The organism is Castellaniella sp. S9, assembly GCF_027257175.1.
GTDB lineage: Bacteria > Pseudomonadota > Gammaproteobacteria > Burkholderiales > Burkholderiaceae_B > Castellaniella.
On sequence record NZ_JAPFGD010000004.1, the window covers coordinates 38,858 to 61,497 of the forward strand.

Here is a 22,640-nt window from a genome sequence, read left to right on the forward strand (position 1 = left end):
CCTGCAATTCATCGGCTGCTTCCATGCTTCTTCAGCGCACCATCAAACAAGCGATTTCCACCAAAGGCGTCGGCCTGCATTCCGGCCGCCGGGTGGATATCACGTTGCGCCCCGCACAGCCGAACACCGGCATCGTGTTCCATCGGGTCGACCTGCCCCAGGTCGTCGACCTGCCCGCGCGCGCCGATGCGGTGGGCGACACGCGCATGGCCTCCGTGCTCCAGCAAGGCGATGTGCGCGTATCGACGGTCGAGCACCTCATGTCGGCCCTGGCCGGCCTGGGGGTGGACAACCTGCACGTGGACCTCAATGCCGAGGAAGTCCCCATCATGGACGGCAGCGCGGGCACCTTCGTGTACCTGCTGCGTTCCGCCGGCCTGCAGGAGCAGGCGGCGCCCAAGCGCTTTCTCCGGGTGATCCAGCCCGTCGAGGTGCGCGAGGGCGAGGGCGACCAGCAAAAATGGGCCCGGCTCGAGCCCTACGACGGCTTCGCGCTGTCGTTTTCCATCGATTTCCGGCATCCGGCCATCGACTCGACGGCCAATGTGGCCGAGGTGGACTTCGCCCGCGATTCCTACGTCAAGACCATTGCCCGCGCCCGCACCTTCGGTTTCGCCAGCGAGGTCGAGGCGTTGCGCTCGATGGGCCTGGCGCGCGGCGGCAGTCTCGACAATGCGATCGTGATGGACGAGTACCGCGTGCTTAACGCCGACGGCCTGCGGTATGCCGATGAATTCGTCAAGCACAAGATCCTCGACGCGATCGGCGACCTGTACCTGGCCGGCAAGCCCCTGGTGGCGCGCTACGTCGCCTGCAAGTCCGGCCATGCCATGAACAACCAGCTCGTCCGGGCGCTGCTGGCCCGGCAGGATGCCTGGGAACTCGTCACCTACGAGTCGCCGGCCGCGCCGGCCGCCTTCACCCGCGACTGGCAACTGGCCTGATCGGTCATTGGCGGTGGCGGCGCAGCAGCCGGCCCACCGCGTCGGCCAGCGGTCCCGGCCGCAGCGAGCGGCGCAGGGCTTCGAATGAATCCAGCGCGGTCTCATCCAGCCCCTCGGCTTGCCGAAGGGCTTGTTTTATCGCCATGCGGCCCAGTCCGGCGTCGATACGCACGACAATGTCCTCAATCCGCCATCCGGCGGCGCGCAGGTGGGCCGCGACGGAGGGCGCCAACTGGCGCAGGCGGGCCGCATGCGCGGGGCTGGGAACCGAAACCGTCAGGCGCTGTCTGTCAATGAGGGCTGCCTTGCAGTTGCGCGCCAGGCCGGCGGGCAACACCTGGGCCAGCAGCGCCTCCGCGGCCATCAGGCGGCGGGCGGTGTCGAGCAGGCCCGCGCCGCGCTGGTCGCCCGCCATCCAGTCCAGCAGCGGTGTGCCGGACGCGGATGCTCTGTCGCGGATGGGTCGTGGACCATGGCTCATGCCGTATCAATTCCTGAACTGATGATGATTGCTGCTTTTCTATCCCGCCTGAGACATTCTAACGCCGGGGTGCTCAAGGCTCTGCTGGGCCTGTGTGCGCTGGCCGCCGCAGCCTGGGGCGGGGCGCAATGGCAGGCGCGCCTGGCCGCTCAGGCCGCGCCCCTGGATCCCGCGCGCCAGCATGCGCTCGCCCAGCGCCTGGACCGGGACGCCACCCTCATCGACGACAGCATCGCAGGACTGGCGGCCAAGATCGGCGAGCTCCAGGCCCGGCTGATCGCCATGGACGCCGTGCGCCAACGCGTCAGCGACGCTGCGGGCCTGGCCTACAGCGCCCCTGAGCTCCACACGGCGCCGGACGTGACCGATGCCATGCCGGTCATGGACGATATCCCGCCCGAGTCATCCGAGGACATGGCGCCGGGGACGGCCGAGGCGCTGGGCCGCAGGATCGATGCCCTGCGCGGGCGCGTGGCGGCCCAGGAGGACGCCTTTTCCCTGATCGATGCGGCGATGTCCAGCCGCGCGGGCCTCGAGGCCAGCCTGCCCACCCTGATGCCGGTCGACTACCCTTATCTCAGTTCGTCCTTCGGCTGGCGCCGCAATCCGGTCAGCGGCCGCCACAGCATGCACGAAGGCCTGGATTTCGTCGCGCCCCGCGGAACGCCGATCCGCGCCGCCTCGGGCGGCCTCGTCCTGCGGGCCCGCAGCGTCCGTGGCTACGGCAAGATGGTCGAGATCGACCACGGCAACGGGCTGACCACGCGCTATGCGCACGCCTCGTCGCTGGCGGTGCGGCCAGGCGACCTCGTGCGCCAGGGGCAATTGATCGCGCGGGTGGGCAACACCGGCCGCTCGACCGGCTCGCATCTGCATTTCGAGGTGCGCATGGCGGGGTACCCTCTCGATCCCACGCTTTTCCTCGGGGCGCCGGCGGATCGGCCCGACCTGCGCCTGGCCCATTCCGGCCCACCGGCCGATCCGGGGACGTCCCATGCGACGGCATCCCAGCTGCGTTAAACTGCATCGTTTACCTACGGTCGCCGCCGGGCGGCCGTGTCCATACAACCGGGCTTCGCGGGATCGTTCCAAGGCCCGAATCGATGACACGACATGGTTTCTCTGCTCAAAAAGATCATAGGCAGCCGCAATGACCGTCTGCTGAAGCAATACCGCAAGCAGGTGGTGCAGATCAACGCGCTCGAGCCGTCCATGGCGGACCTGACGGATGACGCGCTCAAGGCCAAGACCGACGAATTTCGCCAACGGCTGGCCGACGGGCAGTCCCTCAATGCTCTGTTGCCCGAGGCCTTTGCGGTGGTGCGCGAGGCCAGCAAGCGGGTCTTCGGAATGCGGCATTTCGATGTCCAGCTGATCGGCGCGATCGCCTTGCACAACGGCAAGATCGCCGAGATGCGCACCGGCGAGGGCAAGACGCTGATGGCCACGCTGGCCGTCTACCTCAATGCCTTGACCGGCCGCGGGGTGCACGTCGTGACGGTCAACGACTACCTGGCACGCCGCGACGCCGAGTGGATGGGGCGCCTCTATGGGTTCCTGGGCATGAGCGTGGGCGTGGTGGTGCCCCAGCAGGACAACGAGGAAAAGCGCGCGGCCTATCGCGCCGACATCACCTACGGTACGAACAACGAGTACGGCTTCGACTACCTGCGCGACAACATGGAGTTCCGTCCGGGCGATCGCCGCCAGCGCGGACTGGTGTTCGCCATCGTCGACGAGGTCGACTCGATCCTGATCGACGAGGCGCGCACGCCGCTGATCATCTCGGGCCAGGCCGACGACAATACCGAGCTCTACGTGCGCATGAACGCGATCCCGCCGCTGCTCACGCGCATGGCCGAGGAGCCCAAGCCCCACGAGCCCGAACCCGAGGGCGATTTCTGGGTCGACGAGAAGGCCCAGCAGGTGCATTTGTCCGAGGCCGGCCAGGTCAAGGCCGAGCAGATCATGGCGCGCCAGGGCATCCTGCCCGAGGGCGAATCCCTGTACGATCCCCGGCACATCTCGCTGATCCACCACCTCATCGTGGCGCTGCGCGGCCACAACCTGTTCTTCCGCGACCAGCAATACGTGGTCCAGAACGGCGAGGTCGTGATCGTCGATGAATTCACCGGTCGCCTGATGGCGGGCCGGCGCTGGTCCGACGGCCTGCACCAGGCCATCGAGGCCAAGGAAGGCGTGCAGATCCAGAACGAGAACCAGACCCTGGCCTCGATCACGTTCCAGAACTATTTCCGCATGTACGAAAAGCTCGCGGGCATGACGGGCACGGCGGATACCGAGGCTTACGAGTTCCAGGAAATCTACGGCCTCGAGACGGTCATCATCCCCACCAACCGTCCGATGGCGCGCGACGACCAGAACGACCAGGTGTTCAAGACCGACGCCGAGAAATACCAGGCGATCCTGGCCGACATCGTCGACTGCCACAAGCGCGGCCAGCCCGTCCTGGTGGGCACGACCAGCATCGAGAACTCCGAGCGCCTGTCCGAGGCGCTGCGCCGCGACGGTCTGCCGCACGAGGTGCTCAACGCCAAGCAGCACGCCCGCGAGGCCGAGATCGTCGCCGAGGCGGGCAAGCCCGGCCACATCACCATCGCCACCAACATGGCCGGGCGCGGCACTGACATCGTGCTGGGCGGCAGCGTCGAGAAACAGATCGATCTGGTGCGCGCCAACCCCGACCTGAGCCCGGAGGAAAAAGAAGCCCGCATCGCCGTGATCCGCAGCGAGTGGGCGCCGGCCAACGAGGCCGTGAAAAAGGCGGGCGGACTGCGCATCATCGGCACCGAGCGTCACGAATCGCGCCGGATCGACAACCAGTTGCGCGGCCGCGCCGGCCGCCAGGGCGACCCTGGATCCTCGCGCTTCTATCTGTCGCTGGACGATTCGCTGATGCGGATCTTTGCCGGGGATCGGGTGCGTGCCATCATGGAGCGCCTGAAGCTCCCCGAGGGCGAGCCCATCGAGGCGCGCATGGTGTCGCGCTCGATCGAGTCGGCCCAGCGCAAGGTCGAGGCCCGCAACTTCGACATCCGCAAGCAGCTCCTCGAGTACGACGACGTCGCCAACGACCAGCGCAAGGTGCTCTACGCACAGCGCAACGAGGTCCTGGAGGCCAGCTCCGTGGCCGATACCATCGCCCACCTGCGCGATGCCGAGATCACCACGGTGTTCCGGCGCAGCATTCCCGAGGAAACCATGGAAGAGCAGTGGGACGTGCCCGGTCTGCAATCCACGCTGGAATCGGATTGGTCGATCGTGCTGCCGCTGTCCGAGATGCTGGAAAAGGAGCCCGACCTGACCGACGACGACCTGCTCGAGCGGGTCCTGGCCGAGGCGCGCCGCCTCTACGAGGCCAAGGTCGAACTCGTCGGGCGCGAGGGCTGGGAGCCCTTCGAGCGTTCCGTCCTGCTGCAATCCCTGGATTCGAACTGGCGTGGCCACCTGGCGTCCCTGGACCACCTGCGCCAGGGGATCCACCTGCGCGGCTACGCGCAGCAGGATCCCAAGCAGGCCTACAAGCGCGAGGCGTTCGCGCTGTTTTCCGACATGCTCGACCGGATCCGCAATGAAACGATCCGCGTCCTGATGACGGTGCGCGTCCAGTCGCCCGAGCAGGTCGAGGTCGAGGAGCCCGAAAGCCCGGCGCTGGAAAACGTCCGCTATCACCATGCGGACTACGACGCGGCGCTGCGCGGCGAGGATCCCGGGCTGGATCAGCCGCCGGCGGCGGCAAGCGGCGCACAGGGTCGCCGCGCGGCCGCGGGCGCGGCAGGCATGGGCGGTATGCCCAAGGTGGGGCGCAACGATCCTTGCCCGTGCGGCAGCGGCAAGAAATACAAGCACTGCCACGGGCGCTTGGCCTGATGTCTGGATTCTGCTTGGATGACGGGGGCTGCGGCCCCCGTTTTCTTTTGGGCGCCTGGGGCTGAGGCTCGTGTTTGAGGCAGTTTGCTCTTGCGCCGGCCAGCCGCAGGCAGTGCCTGAACCAGGAAGACATCACAGCAGGAAAATCGTCGCCAGTCCCAGGAACAGGAAAAAGCCCAGCGAGTCGGTCGCGAACGTCAGCAGCACCGAGGATCCCACGGCCGGGTCCTTGCCGAAGCGGTCGCGCAGCAGCGGGATCAGCACGCCCAGCGCGGCGCCGATCAGCATGTTGCCGACCATCGCCGCCATCATCACGCCGGCCACCGCGTAGGATTCCGAGATCAGCCAGGCGAAAGTCGCCGCCACCAGGCTGCCGCAGGCACCCACCAGAAACGTCACCTGCAGCTCGCGCTTGACCAACTGCCAGATATTGGCGCCCGTCACGCGGCCCGTCGCCATGGCGCGGATGATCATGGTCATCGTCTGGTTCCCCGAATTGCCGCCGATCCCCGCGACGATCGACATCAGGAACGCCAGGATCACGATGTGGCTGACCGTGTCCTCGAAGCGCGAGGCCACCAGCGATGCGATCGAGGCCGTGCACAGATTGATCAGCAGCCAGGGGGCGCGGTTGCGCAAGGCGCTGAGCACCGGGGCGAAGATGTCCTCCTCTTGCAGACCGGCGCGCGACAGTTCCTGTTCGTGCGAGTCTTCCTGCAGCACGTCGACCACCTCGGCGATGGTCACGCGGCCGACCAGGCGGCCCTGGTCGTCGACCACCGGCGCGGACACCAGGTCATAGCGCTCGAAGGCGCCGGCCGCATCGGCGTCCGAGTCCAGCGGATTGAGGCTGAGGAAATCGGTCTTCATCACGTCGGCGACCAGCGTGTCGGGCTCGCTGACCAGCAGCTTGGACAGGTACAGCGTGCCGCGCAGGCGGTCGAGGCGATCGACCACGAAGACCTGGTCGGTGTGGTCGGGCAGTTCGTGCAGGCGGCGCAGGTAGCGCAGCACGACCTCCAGCGTGACGTCCTCGCGCACCCGCACCATCTCGAAATCCATGATGGCGCCGACCGTGTCCTCGGGATAGCCCATGGCCTCGATCAGTTGGGCGCGCTCGGCGTCGGTCAGGCCCTTCTGGACCTCGGCGATGACATCGGGGGGCAGGTCCGGGGCGATGTCCGCGATCTCGTCCGCGTCCATGGTCTCGGTCGCGGCGATCAGGTCCTCGTGGTCCATGGACTCGATCAGCGACTCGCGGACCCAGTCCTCGACCTCCAGCAGCACGTCGGCGTCGTGTTCCTGGCCGACCAGGTGCCAGACCGCCTGGCGCTGCTGCACGGGCAGGGATTCCAGGATGAAGGCGATGTCGGCGGGGTGCAGCACGTTGACGATCTGGCGGATCTCGTCCTCGTGCTGGCGTTGCAGCATGCCCTCGAGCAGGTTCGAGGCGTCCTCGTCCTCGTCCACGTTCTGGCGCTGTGCGATCGCGTCCACGACCTCCTGGCGTTTCAGGATGGCCTGGAGTTCCTGCAGCGCCAGCTGTGCATCCTCCGGATCGAGCCGGCGCGGGATGATCAGCGGGGTGCTCTCCGAACTGTGCTGTATATCCGGCATGATGGCTCCGGCATCAGATCGGTGGCAGGGGACGGCTGCGGCGCTGCTCGTCGGTGGCGACGTAGGTCAGCGTCGCCTCGGTGACCTTGACGACCTCGACCGTCAGGCGCTGGCGCTCGGCGTAGACCTCGACCGATATAGTGATCGAGGTGCGCCCCGTGCGGACGATGTCGGCGTAGAAGCTGAGCAGGTCCCCGACGAACACGGGATGCTTGAAAGTGAAGGCGTTGACGGCGACGGTGGCCACCCGGCCGCCGGCGCGCCGTGCAGCCGGGATCGAGCCCGCGATGTCGACCTGCGACATGATCCAGCCGCCGAAGACATCGCCGTGGATATTGGCGTCGGCCGGCATGGGCATGACGCGCAGCACCGCGTGGCGCTCTGGGGCGGGCAGGGTGTCGAAGATGTCTCTGGTCATGGGGTGGCCTTTCGCAGTGCGGACGCCGGCCGGCGCGGATCTTGGGGCGGGGCCCCCGGGGAAGTCGCCGTATTTTACGGCAAGCCTGGGGACGGAACTGTGTCAGCCGGGCGGTTGCGGCCGGCGGCGTGCGAGCCAGCGGCGCGCGAGCATCACCCAATAGGCGGCGCCCAGCGGGATTAGGGCGTCGTTGAAATCGTAGCTGCCGTTGTGCAGGGTGCAGGGCCCCAGGCCGTGGCCGGCGTCGCGGTGGTCGCCGGAGCCGTTGCCGATCCAGACGTAGCAGCCGGGGCGGGCCTGCAGCATGAAGGCGAAATCCTCGGCCCCCATGGAGGGCCGGACATCGGTCTGGACGTGTTCCGCGCCCACGAGTTCGCGCAGAACCTCGGCGCAGAAGGCGGACTCGGCGGGATGGTTGACGGTGGCGGGATAGCGGCGGTCGAAGCGGAACTCGGTCGCGCAGTCCAGGGCGTCCCCGATCCCGCGGGTGATCTCGTCCATGCGCGTCTCGATCACGTCCAGCGCGGCCTCGGACAGGGTGCGCACGGTGCCGCGCAGGATAGCCTGGTCGGGGATCACATTGTCCGCCGAGCCGGTGTGGATTTGCGTGACGCTGATGACGGCGGGCTCGAGCGGATCGAGGTTGCGCGTGATGATGCCCTGGTAGGCCAGGGTGAGTTGGGCGGCGGCGACGACGGGGTCCACACCCAGGTGCGGCATGGCGCCGTGGGCGCCCCGGCCGGTGACGACGGCCTCGAAGGTGCTGCTGGAGGCCATGATGGGGCCAGGGGTCAGGGCGAAGGCGCCCGTCGGGATGCCGGGCCAGTTGTGCATGCCGAACACCGCGTCCATCGGGAACAGCTCGAACAGCCCGTCCTCGATCATGCGCCGCGCGCCGCCCTGGCCTTCCTCGGCGGGTTGGAAGATCACGTGGACCGTGCCCTCGAACGCACGGTCGAGCGCCAGGTGGCGGGCGGCGGCCAGCAGCATGGCGGTGTGGCCGTCATGGCCGCAGGCATGCATGACGCCCGGATTGCGGCTGGCGTGCGGGAAGGTGTTGGATTCGGCCATGGGCAGGGCGTCCATGTCGGCGCGCAGGCCGATCGACCCGCCCGAGGCGCGTCCGGTGATCCGTCCGACCACGCCCGTGACACCGAGGCCGCGATGGGTTTCGATGCCCCAGGATTCCAGGAGGTCGGCGACGGTATCGGCCGTGCGCACCTCCTGGAAGGCGAGCTCGGGCCAGGCATGGATGGCGCGGCGGACGGCGGTGAATTCCTCGCGCCAGGATCCCAGGGTGTCGAGGACGTCGTGTGCAGTCATAGGTGCTTGGCGATCATGGCGTCGAGGGCGTCGGCGACCTGCGGGTTGGCGGCATAGACGTAGCCGCCCTCGGGCCAGGGCTGGCGATGGTGGATGTCCTCGCAGACGCCGCCGGCGGCGCGCACCAGCGCGACGCCGGCCGCCACGTCCCAGGGGGACAGCCCCATTTCCCAGTAGCCGTCGTAGCGCCCGCAGGCGGTCCAGGCCAGGTCCAGGGCCGCCGATCCCAGGCGGCGGACGCCTCGCGTGGCGCCCATGGCCTCGCGCAGCGTGGGCATGTACTGGTGTTCGAACGAAAAGTCCCGGAATGGAAAGCCCGTGGCCAGGACCGAGTCGCTGAGGTTCTCGGTGCCGGAGCACTGGATGCGCCGGCCATTGGACCAGGCGCCGATGCCGAGCATGGCGGAGAACAGTTCCTCGCGGTTGGGATCGTAGACCACACCGATCAGCGGGGTGTCGTGCGTCAGCGGATCGGGGCCGCTCACGGTGGCGCCGGCGTGCCCGACCAGGGCGATCGAGACGGCGTAGTGCGGAATGCCGCTGAGGAAATTGGTGGTGCCGTCCAGCGGATCGACATACCAGGTCGCCTGTGCGCCCCGCCGACCGCCGCTTTCCTCGGCAATGATGCCGATGTCGGGCGTGCGCTGGGACAGGATGTCGACAATGGCGCGTTCGGCCTCGCGGTCGGCCTGGGACACGAGGTCGTTGCGCATCTTGAAATCGATGACCAGGTCCGCCCGGTGCAGGGCGTGGGTCTGTAGAATGGCGGCTGCGGCGTGCGCCGCGGTCACGGCGGCGTCCATGCAGTCGGCCGACAGGAAATGCGAAGCTTGCATGGCGTGGGAGGCCCCTGTGCGGCGCCGTCGGGCCAGGGCGGCCCATGGCGTTCCCATGCATTGTACGTGAGCCCTCGAGGGTCTTGCATGTCAGGAAGTTATGAAGCGCTGCAGGCGGCGCGCCTGCACTTCAATGCGCAGGGCGTACCGTGCAGCAGCCAGTACGGCGATGTCTATCACAGTGCCTCGGGGGCGCTGGCGCAAGCCCGGCACGTATTCCTGGGCGGCAACCGCCTGCCCGGACGCTGGCGGGACAGGCCGGCCTTCACCATTTGCGAGACTGGTTTCGGCCTGGGACAGAATTTCCTGGCGGCCTGGCAGGCGTGGCGCGACGATCCGGGGCACAGCCGCCGCCTGCATTATCTGGCCTTCGAGGCGCATCCTTTCGAGGCCGCCGATCTGCGCCGCGCCCTGTCCCCGCGCCTGCCGCCGCCGTTGGCGGCGCTGGCCGAGGCGCTGGTCGTGGGTTGGCCGCCCCTGACGCCGGGGCTGCACCGCCTGGAATTCGAGGGCGGCGCCGTGACCCTGACCCTGGCTTTCGGCTCGGTGCGCCGCATGGCGCCCCAGGCGGAGGCCCGCGTGGATGCGTTCTTCCTCGATGGCTTCGCGCCGGCGATGAATCCCGAAATGTGGACGCCGGCACTCTTTGGGCAATTGCGCCGCCTGGCCGCCGCGGGGGCCACCGCGGCCACCTGGTGCAGCGCCGGACAGGTACGCCGCGATTTGCGCGATGCGGGCTTCCTGGTGGAGAAAGCGCCCGGGTTCGGCGGCAAGCGGGACATGACGGTGGCCGTCCTGCGCCCCGGCCTGGGGGCGCGCGCGCAGGCGTCGGGCCCCCGGCGGGTCGCTGTGGTCGGCGGCGGCCTGGCGGGCGCGGGCATCGCCCAGTCCCTGGCCCTGCGCGGCCATGCGGTGCAGGTCTACGATCCGGCCCTGGCGCAGGTGCCCGACGCGGCATTGCGCCTGCGCGGCGCCGCCGCCCTGGTGCCCGCCCTCACCATCGATGACGACACCCGCTCGCGGCTGAGCCGTGCCGGGCTGGCCTGCGCGCGCCGGCGCTGGCTGGGCCTGCCGGCGCCGGCGCGCCCCGAAGCCTGCGGCGCACTGGTCTGCGCGCAGACTGCGGACGAGGCGGCGGCACAGCGCGCCGCCCTCGAGGCACTGGCTTTTCCGCACGGCTGGGTCCGCTGGCTCGATGCGGCCGCGGCCGGCGCCCAGGCCGGGGTGCCGCTGTGCGAAGGCGGCCTGTGGTTCGAGCAGGCGCTGCTGCTGCGACCGGGCGCGCTGCTGCCGGCGCTGTTGGGGGTGCCGGGGGTGCGGACCCATGCCTTGCGCATCCACGGCCTGCAGGCGAACGGCGACGGCGGCTGGCGCCTGCTGGATCGCGAGGGCCGGGTGCTCCAGGAGGCCGACCGGGTGGTCCTGGCCAATGCCGCCGAGGCGGGCGCCCTGCTCGCGCGCGGCGCGCCCGGGGCGGTCTTGCCGAAGCTGGCCGCCGTGCAGCGCCTGGCCGGACAGGTCAGCCTGTTCCGGGTGCCGCCCGGCGTCCCGGGGGCGGACGTGCCGCGCTGCATCCTCTCGGGCAAGGGCTATTGCCTGCCGCCGCGCATGGGCTGGGGCCTTGCCGGCAGCACCTATCGACCGGACGTTGCCGAAAGCGTGGCCGATGCCGCGGGGCATCGGGACATCCGGACCCAGTTGGCCGGCTGGCTACCCGATGGCGCGGTGCCTTGGCTGGATGCCGCGGCGCCCGAGGGCTGGGCGGGATGGCGCGCCGCGACCGCCGACCACTTGCCCGTCATCGGCGCGGTGCCGGGTGCGCCCGGGCTGTGGCTGGCCTGCGCGTATGGTTCGCGCGGCCTGAGCTGGTCGGCGCTGGCGGGCGAGATGCTGGGTGCGGACCTGGACGCGGAGCCGGCGCCCATTGAGCGCGAACTGGCGCGGCGCGTGCGGCCGCGCTGAGCGGATCCGGGTCCCTGAGGTCGGCGTAAAGACGCGCGGGATTTTATTTTATGGCGCAAATCCGTCAGAATAATGGCTTTTGTACGACTCACACGGGTTCATGCCCAGGGGATCACGCTGTGTCGCCCAAATCGGAACTGGCTGGCCAAATGCTCGAAACAGGTCTGAAATTTGTCAGCGCCAATACCTCCCGCGTGGATTTTGCACTCGGGGGCGGCGACCTGCGTTTCAGGATCGAGGCCCATGCGCCGGGGGTTTTCCGGCTGCGCTGCGGTGAACAGCGGCTGCTGGATCCCGACAAGCCGACGTTGCGCGCCCAGCGGCATGCCGAGCTGCTGCTCGCGCGCCAAGAGGCGGTGGGTGAGCTCAGCTGCCAGCCGCTGACCGACGGCGCTGGTTGGCAGATCGTCCAGGGGGATGCCACCTTGCGGCTCGAGGCCGCAGCCTTCGACCTGCAAGTCCTGCGCGCCGATCAGCCGGTGCTCGAAAGCCTGCCCGGCGCCTTCGGCGCCGAAGGCCAGGGCGACGAACGGGTCTGGCGGTTCGGCGTTGCGCTGGGCGAGGACGAAGGGCTGTTCGGCTTGGGCGAGACCCAGGGCGATCTCGATCGGCGCGGCATCCGGCTGGTGTCCGATGATCCCGCCGCCCGGATGCTGCCCTTGGCCTGGAGCCCGCGCGGCTGGGGCCTCTATGTGAATACGCTGGATCGCGTCGAGCACGACGTGGCTGCCGATGCCGACGCCTATTGCATCCGTGCGGCCGGCGCCCGGTTCGATGTATTCCTCTTCGTGGGCGATCCGTCCGAGATCCTCAACCAGTACACCGCCCTCACCGGCCGGGCGGGGCAGCCCGGCCTATGGCCCATGGGCGTCTGGCTGGACCAGGCGCCCGCGCAGGCCGCGGCCGCATCCCTGCGCCAGATCCGGGGGATGCGCGAACAGGGCTTTGCCCTCGATGCGCTCAGGCTGGCGCCGCCGGCCGCGCTGGGGTTCCAGGCCGACAAGCCGATCTTCGAATGGTCGCAGCGCCTGCCGGACTGGCGCGAATTTTCCGCCGCCTGCAGTGGCCTCGACGTGCACGTGGCAGGCGCCAGCTTCCCGGGCGTGCTGCGCGACACCCCGCTGTTTGCCGAATGGGAGGACCGCGGCTGGCTGCTGGCGGGCGAGGACGGCGAGGCACAGATCTTTCCCGGCGAACCCGTCACCGATGGACGCGAGTTCGCCCTGCTGGACCTGACCCACAAGGACGTCTACCGGCTCTGGTCCGAGCGCCATGCGCAAGCCGCCGAGGAAGGACTGGCGGCGCCGGCGTGCCGCGCGCAGTTCGATATTCCGGACACGGTCCAGGCGCGCGGCGGGGAATCCGGCGCGGTGTTGCGCACCCTCTATCCACATCTCGCCCGGCAGGCGCTGTTCGATGCCGTGGCCGGCCAAAAGACGCCCCAGGAAGGCGTGCTCCCCAGCCGCGACCTGTTTCCCGGCGCCCAGCGCTACGCCTGGCAACAGGGGCCCGATGTCGACAACGACTGGGACGGGTATGCGCGCACGCTGCGCGCCGCCCTGGCTGTCGGCAACAGCGGCATCGCGGTGCAAACCCACGGCCTGGGCTGTGCGGGGCGGCCGACGGACGGCATGGACAGCGAGCTCTACCTGCGCTGGCTGGCGATGTGCGTGTTCTCGGCCAACTTCAGTATCCAGGGACACCCGGCCCTCATGCCCGACGCCTTCGACGCGGCGACGCGCGAACTGGTGGCGCACTGGTTGCGCTGGCGCTACCGGCTGGTGCCGTACGTGTCGGGCATCATCGAGGACGCGGTGCGCACCGGCCTGCCGGTGCAACGGTCCATGGCGCAGGCGTTTCCAGACGATGTGCAGGCCCACGCCTGGGATACCCAGTATCTGCTGGGCCCCGCCTTGCTGGTGGCGCCGGTGATGGGCCCGGGCGGGCGCCTCGAGGTCTACCTGCCCGAGGGGGCCGCCTGGTGGGACCTGAACACGGGCTGGCGCTACGAAGGCGGAACACGGCTGGCGATGGCGCCTGGGCTGGACACCTTGCCGGTGTTCGGCCGGGAAGGCCACATGCTGTGCCTGGGGCCGGTCGCCCAGCACACCGGCGAGATCAATTCCGCCCGCATCCTGGACGAGGTCTGGATGTTCGGCATGCCCGAGCACAGCCCGGTCGTCATGCGCAACAAGATCCGCGTCATGCAGATGCAGGGCTCCAGCTACATCAAGGGGCTGGAGGGTTTGCGCATCCTGCCGTCCGAGGGGCTGGAGGTCAAGCGCCGCGGCGCCGAGGTGCGGATCTCGCGGGCGCGTTAGCGTTAGGGCGAGGCTGCTTACGGCCGCAGCGGAATGTCGATCCGCAGCGTCGGGTCGAACGACGGGTTTTCGGGCGTGCCGTCGCGAAAATAGCCGCGTGGGTTGCAGATCACCCGGGTGCCGCGCACGGAATAGTCGAAACTGTCGTGCGTGTGCCCGTGTATCCACAGGATCGCGCGCCCCATCAGCGCCGTGCAGTCCGAGGCAAAGCCGGCGCTGATCAGCGAATCGGCAAAGCGCGGATGCACGCTGCGCATGCTGGGGGCGTGATGCGTGACGACCACCGTGGGGCCCTCGAAGGGTTCGTCCAGCGCCTTGTCGAGCCAGTCGTACTGGGCCTCGAACAGCGCACAGGCATCGGCGGGCGTGTAGCGGCTGCCGTCGGTATTGCGGATGACCTGGAAATCGCGCATGAAGGCCTCGGTCTTGTCCTGGGCCGAGGCGCACAGTTCCGGCCCGAACAACTGGAAGTCGGTCCACAGGGTGGCCCCGAGGAAGCGCACGCCGCCGAACACCAGGCTGTCCTGGTCCAGCAGGTGGACGCCGTGCTCGGCGGCCAGGTCGGCCAGTTGCCGGCGGGTGCCGCCGATGTTGCCGCCGTAGAATTCATGATTGCCGGGCACGTAGAGCACCGGCCGTCCCAGCGATCCGGCCCATTGCATGGCCGCCGCCGGCCGCGCGACGTCGCCGGCGAGGATGGTGAGGTCGGCGTGGACCTCGGGCGGCGGCATGCCCTGGACGCTGAGGTGCAGGTCCGACAGGATGTGCAGGCGCAGATTGGTATTGTCCATGGCGGGGCTGATTCCTTTATTTGACAGGATTTTCGGCAAAAGCGATAATTTAAGGCTTATGTTGGGTCGTTAGCTCAGTCGGTAGAGCACCGGACTTTTAATCCGTTGGTCGCGCGTTCGAGCCGCGCACGACCCACCAGGATCCCAGGCGCCAGTCCCGAAAGGGGCTGGCGCTTTCTCATGGCGGCCTCGCATGGGGACTTCGCATAGGGACTTCGCATGGGGACTTCGCATGGGGATGGCCCCTGGAACGATGTGTTTTCATATAACCAATGAAAATAAGCTAGTGGATCTTTCATTGGTTTTGCTATGTTAAATTGTGCCTCGCCGCCCGTCCGACCGATGGGCGGCCTTCATGAGTGATTATGTATCTTGATCGATCTCGAGGACATCCGTAAAACCTATCATTCGGGCGGGCGTGCGGTGCATGCCCTGGCCGATGTGAACCTGGCGATCCGCCAGGGCGAGGTGTTCGGCATCATCGGCCGTTCGGGCGCGGGCAAGAGCACGCTGATCCGCATGCTGAACCTGCTCGAGCGGCCCACCGAGGGCGCGGTCAAGGTCGACGGACGCGACATCACGGCGTTCAGCGACGCCCAGTTGCGCGAATACCGCCGCGGCGTCGGCATGGTGTTCCAGCATTTCAACCTGCTGCGCTCGCGCACCGTCCTGGACAATGTGTGCTTTCCGCTGCGGCTCGCGGGCATGACGCGGGATGCGCGGCTGGCACGGGCGCGCGAGGTCCTGGCCCTGGTCGGCCTGTCGGATCATGCGCACAAGTACCCGGGCCAGCTGTCCGGCGGCCAGCAGCAGCGCGTGGGCATCGCCCGCGCCCTGGCCAACCGCCCGCGGCTGCTGCTGTGCGACGAGGCGACCTCGGCGCTCGACCCCGAGACGACCCAGTCGATCCTGCGCCTGCTGGGCGACATCAACCGGCGCCTGGGCCTGACCATCGTCCTGATCACGCACAGCATGGACGTGATCCGTGCGGTCTGCGACCGGGTGGCGGTGATCGAGGCGGGCCGCATCGTGGAGTCCGGCGAGGTCCTGGAGGTCTTCCTGCATCCCCGGCACGACGCCACGCAGTCCCTGTTGTCCGAAAGCGGGATGGATGCCGAAGGCTGGCGCGCCATGGCCGACGGCCTCACGGGCCGCCTGCTGCGCCTGAGCTTCCGCGGGGACGCCACCGTCCAGCCCTTGCTCAGCCGGATCAGCCGCGAACTGTCGCTGGACCTCAGCATCCTGCAAGGCTCGGTGGGGCGGATCAAGGACACGCCTTTCGGGCAACTGGTGGTCTGTGTCCAGGGGCCGGACGAGAGCCTGGCGCGGCTGGATGCGATGCTCTCCGACGCCGGGGTCGATCATGAATTATTGAGGCCATGATGCTTGCGAACGTGGATTGGTGGCTGATCGGCAAGGCGTCGATCGACACTTTGCTGATGACCGGGTTTTCCTTGTTGTTCACGGTGCTGATCGGCCTGCCGGTGGGCGTGCTGCTGTTCCTGACGGCGCCCGGCCAGGTCCTGGACAACCGGGCCGTCTACCAGACGGTCGCCTTCGTGGTGAACGTGTTGCGCTCGGTGCCCTTCCTCATCCTGCTGATCGTGATGATTCCGCTGACGCGGGTGCTGGCGGGCACGGCGTTGGGGGTGCAGGGCGCGATTCCGCCGCTGGTGGCCAGCGCGGCGCCGTTTTTCGCGCGCCTGGTCGAGAACGTGCTGCGCGAACTCGATCCGGGTGTGAGCGAGGCCTGCCGCGCGATGGGGGCCAATTCCCGGCAGACCGTGCTGTGGGCCCTGATTCCCGAGGCCACCACCGGGATTCTGGCGGCGATCGTCGTCACCGCCATCACCCTGGTCGGCTATTCCGCCATGTCCGGCGTGATCGGCGGCGGCGGCCTGGGCGACCTGGCGCTGCGCTTCGGCTATCAGCGCTACCAGACCGACGTGATGGTCGTCACCGTGCTGATCCTCGTGGTGATGGTCCAGGTTTTGCAGGTTTTTGGCGACCGTTGGGTCGCCAAGATGAACAGGAAGTAATTTTTAGGAGATTGACCATGTTGCTCAAGAAATTCGCGCCCGTGCTGGCGCTGGCGCTACCCCTGGCTTTCGCTGCTCCGGCGCAGGCCGCCACGCTCTCGATCGCTGCGACGCCGGTTCCGCACGCCGAGCTGCTGGAGTTCGTCAAGCCCGACCTCGCCAAGGAAGGCGTCGACCTGGACATCAAGGTGTTCACGGATTACGTGCAACCCAACCTGCAGGTCGCCGACAAGCAGATCGACGTGAATTTCTTCCAGCACCAGCCTTACCTGGATTCCTTCAACAAGGAGCACGGCACCAAGCTCGTGACGGTCGGCCTGGTCCACGTCGAGCCTTTCGGCGCCTATTCGCAAAAGATCAAGGACATCAAGGACCTCAAGGACGGCGCCAAGGTGGCCATTCCCAATGACCCGTCCAATGGCGCGCGCGCACTGCTGCTGTTGCAGAAGCAGGGCCTGATCACGCTCAAGGATCCCGGCAATATTCTCGCGACGGCGCGCGACGTGGTCGAGAATCCCAAGCATCTCGAGTTCCACGAGCTCGAGGCGGCCACCCTGCCGCGCGTGCTGCCGGACGTGGACGTGGCCTTGATCAACACCAACTACGCCCTCGAGGCCGGCTTGAACCCGGTCAAGGATGCGCTCTTCATCGAAGGCTCGGATTCGCCCTACGCGAACATCGTGGTGACCACCGCCGAGCGCAAGGACGATCCCGCGATCGGCAAGCTGGTCGCCGCGCTGCACACCGAGAAAGTGCGCCAGTACATCCTCGAGCACTACAAGGGCGCCATCGTCCCGGCCTTCTGATCGCGGCGGATATCCGGCGGAAACCACGTTGGTGACGGGTTTTTCCGTTAACATGACACCTGAAAAAAAACCCAGATAGCAGAAACCATCCCACAAGGAGACCTCTATGCTGCCCAAGACTTTCAAAGCCATGCTGCTTGGCCTGACCCTGGCCCTCGCGCTGCCCGCCGCCCAGGCCGCGGACAAGGAACTGATCGTGGCGACTGACACCGCCTTCGTTCCCTTCGAGTTCAAGCAGGATGGAAAATACACCGGATTCGACATCCAGCTCTGGGAGGCGATCGCCAAGCAGGCCGGCCTGAAGTACAAGCTCCAGCCGATGGACTTCAACGGCATCATCCCGGGACTGCAGACGCATAACCTGGACGTGGCGCTGGCCGGCATCACGATCCGCGAGGACCGCGCCAAGGTCATCGACTTCTCGGACCCCTACTACGAGAGCGGCCTGGCCATCCTGGTGGCCAACGACAGCCCGATCAAGGCAGCCGCCGACCTCGAGGGCAAGACCGTGGCGGTCAAGATCGGCACGGCGACCGTGGATTACCTGAAGGCCAATGTGCCTTCGGCCAAGCTCAAGCTCTTTCCCAACATCGACAACGCCTTCCTCGAACTGGCCACCGGCCGCGTCGACGCCGTGGTGCACGATACACCCAACGTGCAGTACTACGCCAAGACCGCTGGCCAGGGCAAGGTCAAGGTCGTGGGTTCCCTCAAGAGCGGCGACTTCTACGGCATCGCTTTCCCCAAGGGCAGCGAACTGGTTCCCGTCGTGAACAAGGCGCTGGCGGAGCTGCAGGCCAACGGCACCTACGACAAGCTCTACGAGACCTGGTTCGGCAAGAAGGCCGACGCCGCCAAGTAAGGCATCCGGCACGGGCGCGCGGCGATCGAGTGGCACCACTCGATCGCCGCTTGTCTTCGGGGCGATCTTTTCCACGGGGGTGACGAACGTGACTTTTGAATGGTCCGCCATCTGGGCAGCGATGCCCGACCTGCTCGATGGCACTTTGATGACGATCCAGATCACGCTGCTCGGCCTCATCGGCGGCACTGTCATAGGCGCCCTGTCCGGCGTGGTCACCACCTATGTCAGGGTCCCCGTGACCTGGCGCTCCGCCATCCTGTCGGTGATCGGCGTGGTGGTGATCTACTGGATCCTGCAACTGGCGTTCTGGCTGGGCGACGGCATCCTGGGCGGGGTGCCCGACTGGGCCTGGTGGATCATGCGGCTGGCCATCCTCGCCCTGCTGGTCTGGCGCTTCCACGCGTGGATCCCCCTGGCGCTGTCTTTCGTCGCCCAGGTCTACGTCCTGGTGATCCGGGGCACTCCCATCGTGGTGCAGGTGATGTTCATCTATTTCGCGCTGCCGCTGATCGTGGGCCTGCGCATCGACGGATTTTCCGCGGCGGTCTTTACCCTGATGATCAACTCGGGCGCCTATATCGCCGAGATCGTCCGCGGCGGGCTGCAATCGGTGCCCAAGGGGCTGCACGAGGCGGGCCAGGCGATGGGCCTGCCGTTCCACAAGATCCTGCTGCACATCATCGGGCCCGTCGCCTTGCGCCGCATGATCCCCACCATGGGCAACCAGTGCATCATCAGCCTCAAGGATTCGTCGCTGTTCATCGTCATCGGCGTGGCCGAGCTCACCCGCCAGGGACAGGAAATCATCGCCGGCAATTTCCGGGCGGTCGAGATCTGGGGCGCCGTCGCCGTGATCTACCTGATCCTGACCGGATTCATCGCGCTGGTCCTCAAATTCATCGAACACAGGACGCGGATCGTATGAGCATCGTCGAATTCAAGAACGTCACCAAGCGCTTCGGCGACAATGTGGTCCTGGATGGGATCGACCTGAGCATCGAGCCGGGCGAGGTCGTGGTGGTGGTGGGGCCCTCGGGCTCGGGCAAGTCCACCTTCCTGCGCTGCATCAATGTGCTGGAAACGATCCAGGGCGGCGACATCGTCGTCAACGGGCAAAGCGTCCGCGGCACCCCGGCCCAGGTGCGCGAGCTGCGCCGCGAGGCGGGCATGGTGTTCCAGCAGTTCAACCTGTTTCCCCAGCTCACAGCCCTCGAGAACGTCATGTTCGGCCCCGTCCATGCGCGCGGCATGCCGCGCGCCCGCGCCGACGAGCTCGCCCGCAGCCTGCTCTCGAAGGTCGGCCTGGCCGAACGGGCGGGGCATTATCCCGGGCAATTGTCGGGCGGCCAGCAGCAGCGCGTGGCCATCGCGCGCGCCTTGGCGATCAAGCCGCTGCTGATGCTGTTCGACGAACCCACCTCGGCGCTGGATCCGGAGCTGCGCCATGAGGTCTTGCGGGTGATGCAGGACGTGGCCGAGGAGGGCATGACCATGATCGTGGTCACCCACGAGATGGAGTTCGCCCGCAAGGTCGGCAGCCGCCTGATATTCATGGATCAGGGCAAGATCGCCGAGGACGGCGAACCCCAAGCCCTGCTCAGCAACCCGCCCACCCAGCGCCTGAAGGACTTTCTGCAGCACGTGGCCTGAGCGGCCCACCTGTCTTATTTGCCCGCCACGACCCGGATGGTTCGGGTGGACACGATCTTGTCGGCGCCCGCGGCGGTGATCTGAATGGTCACCTGGCGCGCGCGAAAGCCTTTGGGCAGCTCGGTCTCGCCCTTGACTTGCGTGTAGCGCATCATGTGCAGGGGCAGGGTGGCGATGTCGACGTAGACGGTCTGCCCGCTGCGGTATTGGCCGGCGGCCACGAGCTTGACCTCGCCGTCGAAGGCGGGGACCTCGGTGGCGCCTTCCGGCAGATCCTGGATCAGCAGCGCGCTATAGGCCAGCAGGTTGTCGCGCACGATCATGTCGGCCGCACGGATGCCCGGCGAGGTGCCGCGCGGATCGGGCGGGATGGCCGCGATCAGTTCGGCCACGCCGGATTGCATGGCGGTGTGGTCCTCGCGCAGCTGATCCAGCGTGCGGGTCTGCTCCGCCAGTGCCTGGCGCGCCTGCTCGACCTCGGTGCGCAGTTGCTTGGCCTGGGTCTGCAATTGTTGTTTCTCGATGTTTGCGGAATTCAGGTCCATGCGCAGTTGCTCGGACTGCTCGGCGGTCAGCCGGGGAGGGCCGTAGCTGCGCTGCAGGAACACCACGCCGCCGGCACCGAGGACGATGCCGCTGATCAGCAGCACCAGCCAGCGCGGGATGCCCCTGCGCTGCCGTGTATGGCCGTAGGGGGTGGGTTTGAAAGCGGGACGTTTCGAAGAACCGAAAGACATGGGTGCATTCCTGTGCAGCGGTGTGTCCGAGGCCACGGGCCTCGCGAAATCCTGAAGCTTAAACGCTTGCGTGGCCCGAACGGTCTGCGCACATAGACCGTTTCGATTTGCCAGACACGGAAAAGAATCGTCGCCGGCGCGCATGGCGCCGCAGCCGAAAGTTTAGCAGCGTACGCGCCGCCCGTCGTCGCCGGCCCGGACGCGCAGCCACTCGTCGAGCGCCTGCAGGCGCTCGGGGGTGCCGACGTCCACCCAGTGGCCATCGTGGCGTTCGCCGGTGATCTGGCCCTGGTCGATGGCCGCCCGCAGCAGGGGTGCCAGCGGCGCCGGCTGCCCGGTCGGCACCCCGGCGAATAGTTCGCGGCGGTAGAGGCCGATGCCGGCGAAGGTCAGGGCGTCGCCAGGCCCCGGGATGAGGCGGCCGTCGGGCGCCAGGACGAAGTCGCCCGCCGGATGGTGTGCCGGGTTGTCCACCAGCACGAGGTGCGCCAGGGTCCGCGTACCCAGGGTGGCGGCGATCCGGGCGGCCCGGCCGAAGTCCCAGTCGCACCAGATGTCGCCGTTGACGACGAGAAAGGGTTCCTCGCCGAAGAACGGCAGGGCGCGGGCGATGCCGGCTGCCGTCTCGAGCGCCCGAGGCTCCGGCGAGTAGGCGATCCGGACCCCGTAGGCCCGCCCGTCGCCCAGCGCGGCCTCGATCTGCGCGCCCAGCCAGGCGTGATTGACGATGATGTCCGGGATGCCGGCCGCCGCCAGCCGGCGGATGTGCCAGGCAATGAGGGCCTGCCCGCCCGCGTGCAGCAGGGGCTTGGGACAGGTGTCGGTCAGCGGGCGCATCCGTTCGCCGCGCCCCGCGGCCAGGATCATGGCCCGCATCAGAATGAATAGCCGTCGGTGGCCTGGACCTGCTCGGCCTGGTCCAGCATGCGCAACAGGGGATGGAAGACCCCGTAGCGTCCAGCCACCTGGCGCACGTAGGCGCCCACGCGCGGCATGTGGTCCAGATAGTGGTGCTTGCCATCGCGGTGCGACAGGCGCGCGAACACGCCCAGGATGCGCAGGTTGCGCTGCAGGCCCATCCACTCGTACTGCCGGTGGAACTCGGCGAAATCGGCGGGCACGGGCAGGCCCGCGGCGCGTGCGGCCTCCCAGTAGCGGATCGCCCAGTCCAGTTGCTGGGGTTCGTCCCAGGTGGTGCGGGCGTCCATGACCAAAGAGGCGATGTCATAGCTGAGCGGCCCGCACACGGCATCCTGGAAGTCGATGATGCCGGGCGGGGCATCGGTCCCGGCCTCGTTGATCATCAGGTTGGGCGAGTGGAAATCCCGGTGGACGAACACCCGCGGCTGGCGGGCGACGTCCTGGGCCAGCACGGCGAAGGCCGCCTGCAGGACGGCCTGCCGGCCGGCATCGGGCGCCAGGCCCAGGTGGGTCTGCAGATACCATTGCGGAAACAGGGCGAGCTCGTCGAGCAGGCGCGCCTCGTCGTAGACCGGCAGGTCGTCGCAGGCGATCTGCTGCATTCGCGCAAGGTCGCGCAGGGCCGCCCGGTAGCGGCGCTGGAGGTCTTGCGGCGCCAGGCCGGCCTGGATGGCCTCGTAGTAGGTCTGCCGCCCGAGGTCGGACAGCAGCAGGAAGCCGCGGGCCGTGTCGTGTGCGAAAATGTCCGGGACGGTCAGCCCCGCCGCAGCCAGTTGCCGGGCGATGCGCACGAAGGGACCGCAGTCCTCGTGCGGCGGCGGGGCGTCCATGATCACGAGGCTGCCGCCGCGCCCCTCGATCCTGAAGTATCGGCGGAAGCTCGCATCGCCCGAAACCGGCGCCAGGCTGTCGGGCTCGAGGCGGAGTTCGGCCGGCAGGCTGCGCAGCCACTGCATCAGGGCGTCGAGGCGGGCATCGGGGGTGGTCGGGTTCTTCATCGGGGAACGGGGAGGATCGGAATCGGTCGGGCGCACAGCG

Annotated in this window: 20 protein-coding genes and 1 tRNA gene; 12 read left to right on the forward strand and 9 right to left on the reverse strand. The window is 68.0% G+C overall.

Annotation, left to right across the window (positions count from 1 at the left end; genetic code table 11):
- Nucleotides 1-23: 23 nt before the first annotated feature.
- The gene (gene lpxC, locus OOZ48_RS07205; RefSeq protein ID WP_269496899.1) at nt 24-944 is read left to right on the forward strand and encodes a UDP-3-O-acyl-N-acetylglucosamine deacetylase; all 921 of its coding nucleotides are present in this window, start codon (nt 24-26) and stop codon (nt 942-944) included.
- Between the two features lie 4 nt (nt 945-948).
- Here the strand turns inward: lpxC and OOZ48_RS07210 are convergent, their stop codons facing one another.
- Complete coding sequence (locus OOZ48_RS07210; protein WP_269496902.1) at nt 949-1,425, reverse strand: DciA family protein; 477 nt, start codon at nt 1,423-1,425, stop codon at nt 949-951.
- Nucleotides 1,426-1,494: 69 nt separating this feature from the next.
- Between OOZ48_RS07210 and OOZ48_RS07215 the strand changes: the two genes are divergently transcribed.
- Both OOZ48_RS07215 and secA read left to right on the forward strand, forming a co-directional pair.
- Nucleotides 1,495-2,445, forward strand: coding sequence for a M23 family metallopeptidase (locus OOZ48_RS07215; RefSeq protein ID WP_269496904.1), 951 nt, complete (start codon nt 1,495-1,497; stop codon nt 2,443-2,445).
- Between the two features lie 93 nt (nt 2,446-2,538).
- Nucleotides 2,539-5,316: a preprotein translocase subunit SecA gene (gene secA / locus OOZ48_RS07220; RefSeq protein ID WP_269496906.1), complete on the forward strand. Its 2,778-nt coding sequence runs from the start codon at nt 2,539-2,541 to the stop codon at nt 5,314-5,316.
- Nucleotides 5,317-5,448: 132 nt separating this feature from the next.
- Here secA and mgtE read toward each other — a convergent pair whose 3' ends face one another.
- From mgtE to OOZ48_RS07240, 4 genes are all read right to left on the reverse strand, one after another.
- Nucleotides 5,449-6,933, reverse strand: a complete 1,485-nt coding sequence (gene mgtE, locus OOZ48_RS07225; protein ID WP_269496908.1) for a magnesium transporter — start codon at nt 6,931-6,933, stop codon at nt 5,449-5,451.
- Between the two features lie 13 nt (nt 6,934-6,946).
- Complete coding sequence (locus tag OOZ48_RS07230) at nt 6,947-7,351, reverse strand: acyl-CoA thioesterase (RefSeq protein WP_269496910.1); 405 nt, start codon at nt 7,349-7,351, stop codon at nt 6,947-6,949.
- 102 nt (nt 7,352-7,453) lie between these two features.
- A complete protein-coding gene (locus OOZ48_RS07235; RefSeq protein ID WP_269496912.1) occupies nt 7,454-8,674 on the reverse strand; it encodes a M20 aminoacylase family protein in 1,221 nt (406 codons plus the stop codon).
- Nucleotides 8,671-9,510 carry an inositol monophosphatase family protein gene (locus OOZ48_RS07240; RefSeq protein ID WP_269496914.1) on the reverse strand — a complete coding sequence of 280 codons (840 nt, stop codon included), beginning with the start codon at nt 9,508-9,510 and terminating at the stop codon, nt 8,671-8,673. Before OOZ48_RS07240 ends, OOZ48_RS07235 begins: the two co-directional genes overlap by 4 nt.
- Nucleotides 9,511-9,597: 87 nt before the next feature.
- Here OOZ48_RS07240 and mnmD point away from each other — a divergent pair, with 87 nt between their 5' ends.
- Nucleotides 9,598-11,472, forward strand: coding sequence for a tRNA (5-methylaminomethyl-2-thiouridine)(34)-methyltransferase MnmD (mnmD, locus tag OOZ48_RS07245; RefSeq protein WP_269496916.1), 1,875 nt, complete (start codon nt 9,598-9,600; stop codon nt 11,470-11,472).
- A gap of 119 nt (nt 11,473-11,591) precedes the next feature.
- Entirely contained in the window at nt 11,592-13,793 is a 2,202-nt protein-coding gene (locus OOZ48_RS07250) for a glycoside hydrolase family 31 protein (protein ID WP_442867551.1), read from the forward strand.
- Nucleotides 13,794-13,810: 17 nt separating this feature from the next.
- Here the strand turns inward: OOZ48_RS07250 and OOZ48_RS07255 are convergent, their stop codons facing one another.
- Nucleotides 13,811-14,584 (reverse strand): metallophosphoesterase, encoded by a 774-nt coding sequence (locus tag OOZ48_RS07255; protein WP_269496919.1) that lies wholly within the window; start codon nt 14,582-14,584, stop codon nt 13,811-13,813.
- A gap of 63 nt (nt 14,585-14,647) precedes the next feature.
- On the opposite strand from OOZ48_RS07255, the gene OOZ48_RS07260 reads away from it, so the two are divergent.
- From OOZ48_RS07260 to glnQ, 7 genes are all read left to right on the forward strand, one after another.
- Nucleotides 14,648-14,723 (forward strand) — tRNA-Lys (locus tag OOZ48_RS07260).
- A 233-nt stretch (nt 14,724-14,956) separates the two neighbouring features.
- Nucleotides 14,957-15,967: a methionine ABC transporter ATP-binding protein gene (locus OOZ48_RS07265; RefSeq protein ID WP_269496921.1), complete on the forward strand. Its 1,011-nt coding sequence runs from the start codon at nt 14,957-14,959 to the stop codon at nt 15,965-15,967.
- On the forward strand, nt 15,964-16,623 hold the full coding sequence (locus OOZ48_RS07270) for a methionine ABC transporter permease (RefSeq protein WP_269496923.1): 660 nt from the start codon (nt 15,964-15,966) through the stop codon (nt 16,621-16,623). Before OOZ48_RS07265 ends, OOZ48_RS07270 begins: the two co-directional genes overlap by 4 nt.
- A 17-nt stretch (nt 16,624-16,640) precedes the next feature.
- Nucleotides 16,641-17,429: a MetQ/NlpA family ABC transporter substrate-binding protein gene (locus OOZ48_RS07275; protein ID WP_269496925.1), complete on the forward strand. Its 789-nt coding sequence runs from the start codon at nt 16,641-16,643 to the stop codon at nt 17,427-17,429.
- 106 nt (nt 17,430-17,535) lie between these two features.
- On the forward strand, nt 17,536-18,291 hold the full coding sequence (glnH, locus tag OOZ48_RS07280) for a glutamine ABC transporter substrate-binding protein GlnH (RefSeq protein ID WP_269496927.1): 756 nt from the start codon (nt 17,536-17,538) through the stop codon (nt 18,289-18,291).
- A gap of 88 nt (nt 18,292-18,379) precedes the next feature.
- Entirely contained in the window at nt 18,380-19,219 is an 840-nt protein-coding gene (locus tag OOZ48_RS07285) for an ABC transporter permease subunit (RefSeq protein WP_269496929.1), read from the forward strand.
- Nucleotides 19,216-19,944 (forward strand): glutamine ABC transporter ATP-binding protein GlnQ, encoded by a 729-nt coding sequence (gene glnQ / locus OOZ48_RS07290; RefSeq protein ID WP_269496931.1) that lies wholly within the window; start codon nt 19,216-19,218, stop codon nt 19,942-19,944. The genes OOZ48_RS07285 and glnQ overlap by 4 nt, the downstream gene beginning before the upstream one ends.
- A gap of 14 nt (nt 19,945-19,958) precedes the next feature.
- Here glnQ and OOZ48_RS07295 read toward each other — a convergent pair whose 3' ends face one another.
- The 3 genes from OOZ48_RS07295 to OOZ48_RS07305 form a co-directional block, all read right to left on the reverse strand.
- The gene (locus OOZ48_RS07295; protein ID WP_269496933.1) at nt 19,959-20,681 is read right to left on the reverse strand and encodes a hypothetical protein; all 723 of its coding nucleotides are present in this window, start codon (nt 20,679-20,681) and stop codon (nt 19,959-19,961) included.
- A gap of 162 nt (nt 20,682-20,843) precedes the next feature.
- Complete coding sequence (murU, locus tag OOZ48_RS07300) at nt 20,844-21,557, reverse strand: N-acetylmuramate alpha-1-phosphate uridylyltransferase MurU (protein WP_269496935.1); 714 nt, start codon at nt 21,555-21,557, stop codon at nt 20,844-20,846.
- Nucleotides 21,557-22,600: an aminoglycoside phosphotransferase family protein gene (locus OOZ48_RS07305; protein ID WP_269496936.1), complete on the reverse strand. Its 1,044-nt coding sequence runs from the start codon at nt 22,598-22,600 to the stop codon at nt 21,557-21,559. Before OOZ48_RS07305 ends, murU begins: the two co-directional genes overlap by 1 nt.
- Between the last annotated feature and the right edge of the window lie 40 nt (nt 22,601-22,640).